Annotated in this window: 6 protein-coding genes; 1 reads left to right on the top strand and 5 read right to left on the bottom strand. The window is 35.4% G+C overall.

All coding sequences use genetic code 11. The features are described from left to right. A partial coding sequence (gene katG / locus ACIQ2X_RS13330; RefSeq protein ID WP_396179424.1) for a catalase/peroxidase HPI occupies positions 1-2080 on the top strand: 2080 nt, incomplete at its 5' end. A 194-nt stretch (positions 2081-2274) separates the two neighbouring features. Here katG and ACIQ2X_RS13335 read toward each other — a convergent pair. From ACIQ2X_RS13335 to ACIQ2X_RS13355, 5 genes are all read right to left on the bottom strand, one after another. Then, the gene (locus ACIQ2X_RS13335; protein WP_396179425.1) at positions 2275-3399 is read right to left on the bottom strand and encodes a hypothetical protein; all 1125 of its coding nucleotides are present in this window, start codon (positions 3397-3399) and stop codon (positions 2275-2277) included. 78 nt (positions 3400-3477) lie between these two features. Continuing rightward, positions 3478-4029 carry a hypothetical protein gene (locus ACIQ2X_RS13340; protein ID WP_396179426.1) on the bottom strand — a complete coding sequence of 184 codons (552 nt, stop codon included), beginning with the start codon at positions 4027-4029 and terminating at the stop codon, positions 3478-3480. A gap of 164 nt (positions 4030-4193) precedes the next feature. Next, positions 4194-4751 (bottom strand): hypothetical protein, encoded by a 558-nt coding sequence (locus ACIQ2X_RS13345; RefSeq protein ID WP_396179427.1) that lies wholly within the window; start codon positions 4749-4751, stop codon positions 4194-4196. Next, positions 4752-5183 (bottom strand): hypothetical protein, encoded by a 432-nt coding sequence (locus tag ACIQ2X_RS13350; protein WP_396179428.1) that lies wholly within the window; start codon positions 5181-5183, stop codon positions 4752-4754. A 40-nt stretch (positions 5184-5223) separates the two neighbouring features. After that, on the bottom strand, positions 5224-5525 hold a 302-nt coding region (locus tag ACIQ2X_RS13355; protein ID WP_396179429.1), incomplete at its 5' end, for an ATP-binding domain-containing protein.

Genomic DNA, 5525 nt, shown 5'->3' on the forward strand with positions numbered 1-5525 from the left:
ACTCGATTTAGATATTCTTAGCCAACACGATTCTAAAACCAATCCGTTAGGTGCTGATTTTAATTATGCCGAAGAATTTAAAAAATTAGATTTAGAAACCGTAAAAACAGATTTAAAAAACCTGATGACCGAAAGTCAAGATTGGTGGCCCGCCGATTGGGGACATTACGGCGGTTTGATGATTCGTTTGGCTTGGCATTCAGCCGGAACGTATCGTACGGCAGATGGTCGAGGTGGAAGCGGCAGCGGTAGCCAGCGTTTTGCACCATTAAGCAGTTGGCCAGACAATGGAAATCTTGACAAAGCCCGACGCTTGTTATGGCCGATAAAAAAGAAATACGGAAATAAAATTTCGTGGGCCGATTTAATGATTTTGGCGGGAAATATGGCGTATGAATCGATGGGATTCAAAACTTTTGGATTTGCTGGAGGTCGTGAGGACGTTTGGCATCCCGAAAAAGATATTTATTGGGGTTCAGAAAAAGAATGGTTGGCTCCATCGGGAAGTGAAGGAAGTCGGTATTCTGGCGAAAGAGATTTGGCAAACCCACTAGCAGCCGTAATGATGGGATTGATATACGTAAACCCTGAAGGCGTTGATGGAAAACCAGACCCATTGAAAACCGCCCACGACGTTAGAGTTACCTTCAAACGTATGGCAATGAACGACGAAGAAACGGTAGCCTTAACAGCGGGTGGACATACCGTAGGAAAAGCACACGGAAACGGAGACGCATCTCTTTTAGGCGAAAATCCAGAAGGAAGTGAATTGGAAAATCAAGGTTTTGGATGGATGAATCCTACCAACAAAGGAAACGGCCCCGATACCGTAACCAGCGGTTTAGAAGGTTCGTGGACGACACATCCTACCCGTTGGGACAACGAATATTTCGAATTGCTATTCAAATACGATTGGGAATTGAAAAAAAGTCCTGCAGGAGCTTGGCAGTGGGAACCGATTAATATTGCCGAAGAAGACAAGCCCGTTGATGCGTATGACCCCACAAAAAGAAACAATCCCATTATGACCGATGCCGATATGGCGTTGAAAGTGGATCCAGAATACCGCAAAATTTCAGAACGTTTCCGCAATGACCCTGCTTACTTTGAAGATGTATTTGCACGAGCTTGGTTCAAATTGACCCACCGGGATTTGGGTCCAAAAAACCGATATTTGGGTGCTGATGTGCCTCAAGAAGATTTAATTTGGCAAGACCCCATTCCGACGGTTGATTATACCTTATCCGATGCTGAAATTGAAGCTTTGAAAGAAAAATTACTCAACAGTGGTTTGACCAAAGCCGAATTGATCAACACCGCTTGGGACAGTGCCCGAACTTTTAGAGGATCAGATTATAGAGGCGGTGCCAATGGTGCTCGAATTCAGTTAGCGCCTCAAAAAAACTGGATTGCCAATGAACCGGAACGTCTTCAAAAAGTGTTGACAACACTCAAACAAATTCAGAGTGAATCCAGTAAAATGATTTCGATTGCTGATTTAATTGTTTTGGGAGGAAGTGCCGCTGTAGAAAAAGCCGCAGAGGAAGCGGGTTACAATTTCAAAGTGCCTTTTTATGCCGGACGAGGCGATGCAACCGACGAAATGACGGATGCCGAATCGTTTGCCGAATTGGAGCCAACCAACGATGCTTTCAGAAATTTCATGAAACAAGAATACACCGTTAAGCCAGAGGAATTAATGCTGGATAAAGCCCAACTTTTGGGTTTAACCGCTCCTGAAATGACGGTTTTACTCGGCGGAATGCGGGTTTTAGGTACCAATTATAACGGAACAAAACACGGTGTTTTTACCCACAACGAAGGCGTCTTGACCAATGATTTTTTTGTAAATTTAACCGACATGAACAACAGTTGGAAATCGGTGGGTGAAAATTCATATCATATAATTGATCGTAAATCAGGTACCGTAAAATGGACGGCAACGAGAGTCGATTTGGTTTTTGGCTCGAACGCCATTTTGCGTGCTTATGCCGAATTGTATGCACAAGATGACAACAAAGAAAAATTTGTCCACGACTTTATTAAAGTTTGGGTGAAAGTCATGAATTTGGACCGCTAAGATTTAAACTAATCTTTTTTAATTTTAAAATAAATGCATCAGGTTTCTGGTGCATTTTTTTGTGAAGTAAACTTAGCGCAACGGTTTAGTATTTGGCGTTATGTCGAATTTATAAAATTTAGATTTTTGGTTGAAAGGCAAAGTAAGACACAAGTTATTATTATAAAAAAAACATCATTTTCGAGCTTTAAGAATTAAAATCTATTCTTAATGACATAAAAAGGAATTTCGATGCCAATTTTTGCCAAAGCTTCTCTTTGTTGCAAATGATATTTCAAATTGGATAAATCATCTATAAAGTTATTGTCATTCCATTTTTCCAAATACTCTGCATCGTTGCTAACACAGTATTTTTTGAGCAACTCGGCGTTTTTAATTTCGTATTTTTTTAAAAAATCATAAGCTTCTAAAAATTCTTGACTATGAAAAAACAGGGTGGTTTTGTTGTCTATTCTGCAACTTACCCCACTTTTTTCAAGAGTTAAACTGTATTTCAAATCAGTAGGTGCTGGATAAAAAATAGCGTACTGTTTTAATAGCCAATCGATGAAGTTTTGCTCGGTTTGGAGCGTTTTATATTCTTGATTGGCATTTTGAATTGATTTGAAATTCAAATCCAAATAGTCTTTTATTGCTTTCAAATCAGAATATAAACGCGCAAACGGAGTCCATTTCATAATAGGTTCAAAAATATCGAACTCGCCAATTTTTTCAGACAAAACGGCATATTTATCAACCCAATATGATAATTGTTCGAAGTCTAATAATTGCGGAGGTCTAGTGCTGATTTCAGAAAAAGCATTCTCGGCAGCGTTTACTTTGATCAGGTATTCCGGGGTTTTCACAAAAGATACTTTTTCATCCTCATCGAAATCCAGACTCGCCTTGCTCTTCAAGTTTTTAATAGTTTCAGTCGTCTCAAAACGGGAACAATCATAAATATCGCTCACGGATTGGTTACCTATTTCGAAAATAAAATCAAAATAATTATTGGAATGGTTGCCCACAAACCGATACCCTGGTTTTCCACAATTATCGCAAAGGCTACATTTGGCACCACATTTTCCTGGATATGAAAATAAATAGTCATCACCGCTATTTTTGTGCGCTAGAAATAATTCTTCTAACTTCTCCAAAAACACTTCCTTGCTAGCATCTTGATAGGTTTTGGCATCATCCAAAAGGATTTCCAAAGCCGTACTGTTCATTTCTGCAAATGCTTTTATGATTTGTTCCGCCTTTGTTGGCTCGATTGGAACATCGCCTTGATTGTCTAATGCAAGGAGTTGATGGAGTAGTTTTTGTTGTTCTGGGGTCATAGTGGTTTTGTTTTATTTACAACCCAAAGTTTTAATTATTTGGTTTCAGCAGGGTGTACCTATAGGGTTATTTATCATCTAAAACAATGAAAATCCTTTTTTATATTCTGGTCTTAGTCCTTCGGTATTATATTTTTTTAATTCGTATTCTAAATGCTCCTGCATAAAATCTTCCCCAAACTCCTCATATACTTTAAAGAATTTCATTGCTATTGTGTTTAAATTATCAGCAGGAATTCGTTCTTGTTTCTCTGAACTAGCTTTTCTGAATGAAGTACAAATTAGTGTATATATTTCAATAATCTTTTCATCGCTGGTTTTATCTGTTGGAGCTGTATTATTATATTCTCCGATATTTCTTAATTTTTTTGCTAAACTGGCATTTAGTTTGTCTTCAAATGATTCTGGTGGTTGTGGTTTCCTTTTCAATATATAATAAGTAAAATAAAAGACGGGGTATATTAACGTCATAGAAGTTCTTATCAAAACAATAAATGAGTATCTGTAAAACCAACTCTTGTTTTTATTTTCTTTTAAAGAGTGTTTGTGGCTAATGGATATCTCTTTGGCAAGTGGACCAATGAAATTGGATATAATTCCAATACCTAAATAGATTAAAAATATAGTCATATAAATCTTATGATAATTGTAAAATTTCTTGTTTTATAATCGTTTTATGCTTTTGTATTTCGTTCGTTTTTTGAATTAAGTAAACTTGCTTTAAAGTGCTAAACATTTAGTCAACTTCTTTTGAGTTTTTGGGAGTTTTACACTAGAGTCATCAGGGTTTTGTTTTATTCCCAACCCAAACTTTCAATTATTTGGTTGCGGTAGGTAGTGGCTATTTGTTTTGGGGTGTTGCGGATGTATTCTTCGGCTAAAGCACTTTCAGGACCTTTTAAATTTTGTAAATATTCGATGCGATTGTTTGGGTCAATTTTCGTTTTATTTTCATCATTTAAAATCCATTTTTCAGGAAGTTTTGTCCAAATTACGCCATCAAAATCAGTGGTTTGAATCCAGTTTTTGATGTTTTCTTTAAAAGAAAAATCTATTGGAGAAAATTCATCTTTAGTTTTATCATAATACCCAATGCTTTTTCTTCCAGAACCTTCTCGAACGGCAAGATTTAAAACCGCCAAATCAAGACTATCAAAACTAGAAATTGCATACAAGGTGGGAACTTCTGTGCCGTTTGGCGTAATGACCAATGTCAATCTACCATCTTTAGATATTCTAGCAAATTCAATACGTAAAACGGGACCGTTTTCTTTCCAGCCTACATTTGCATTGAATTTTAATTCCTTGGGTTGCCAAATTAAGGAACCCCAACCGAGGATTGCTATTTTCATTTAACTATAAATATAAATTCCTATTCCAATTAAAGCAAAAAGAAACCCTAACGCAAGAGAATAAAATTGTATTCTGTAATATAACCAAGTTCGTTCTCCTACTTTTTCGGTTAATTCAGATACTTCATTTGGCGTTTTTTCTTTCTTATAATATTTAGCAGTTTGTCGAAAATCATTTAGTCTATTGTTGGTAAATAATGCATAAAACATCAAAGACAAAATAATAAACGATATTGAAATAGTTAACAAAACGATAGATACACAAGATAAAAAGGCTTTTTTATTAATCCATAAATCTAAACTAAAACCTAAAATTGCCGAACTGAATAAAAAATAAATGTTGGCACTGTAGCCTAATTGTTCTCTTTGAATATCTCGCCATTTTTGATTTCTAATTTGAGAATCTTTTTTATGTTTTTGTATTTTGTTCATTTTACAATAGGTTTTTTAAATTAAGTAATTTGCTTTAATGTTATTTACTCGTTTCTATTATTCCTCTTAATTTCAAATTATAAGCTTCATTTCCAAAATTTATAATAATTAAATTTTTTCTACTTCTAGTTAATCCCGTATATAAAATTTCATCAAAAGTAGCTTCGACATTAGAATGTTTTTTTTCTATTATTAAAAATACCGTTTCGCTTTCCAAACCTTTAAAACTATGAATAGTTGATAATTTTACAGTTCCACTATTCATATAGAAATGCAATTTTTTATTGTTTCTAAGATTTTTTATAGTCTCTCCTTTTGAAATTAAATTTAGATCATTCTTAA

The sequence above is a fragment of the Flavobacterium sp. genome, from assembly GCF_044368625.1.
In the GTDB taxonomy this organism is placed as follows: Bacteria; Bacteroidota; Bacteroidia; order Flavobacteriales; family Flavobacteriaceae; genus Flavobacterium.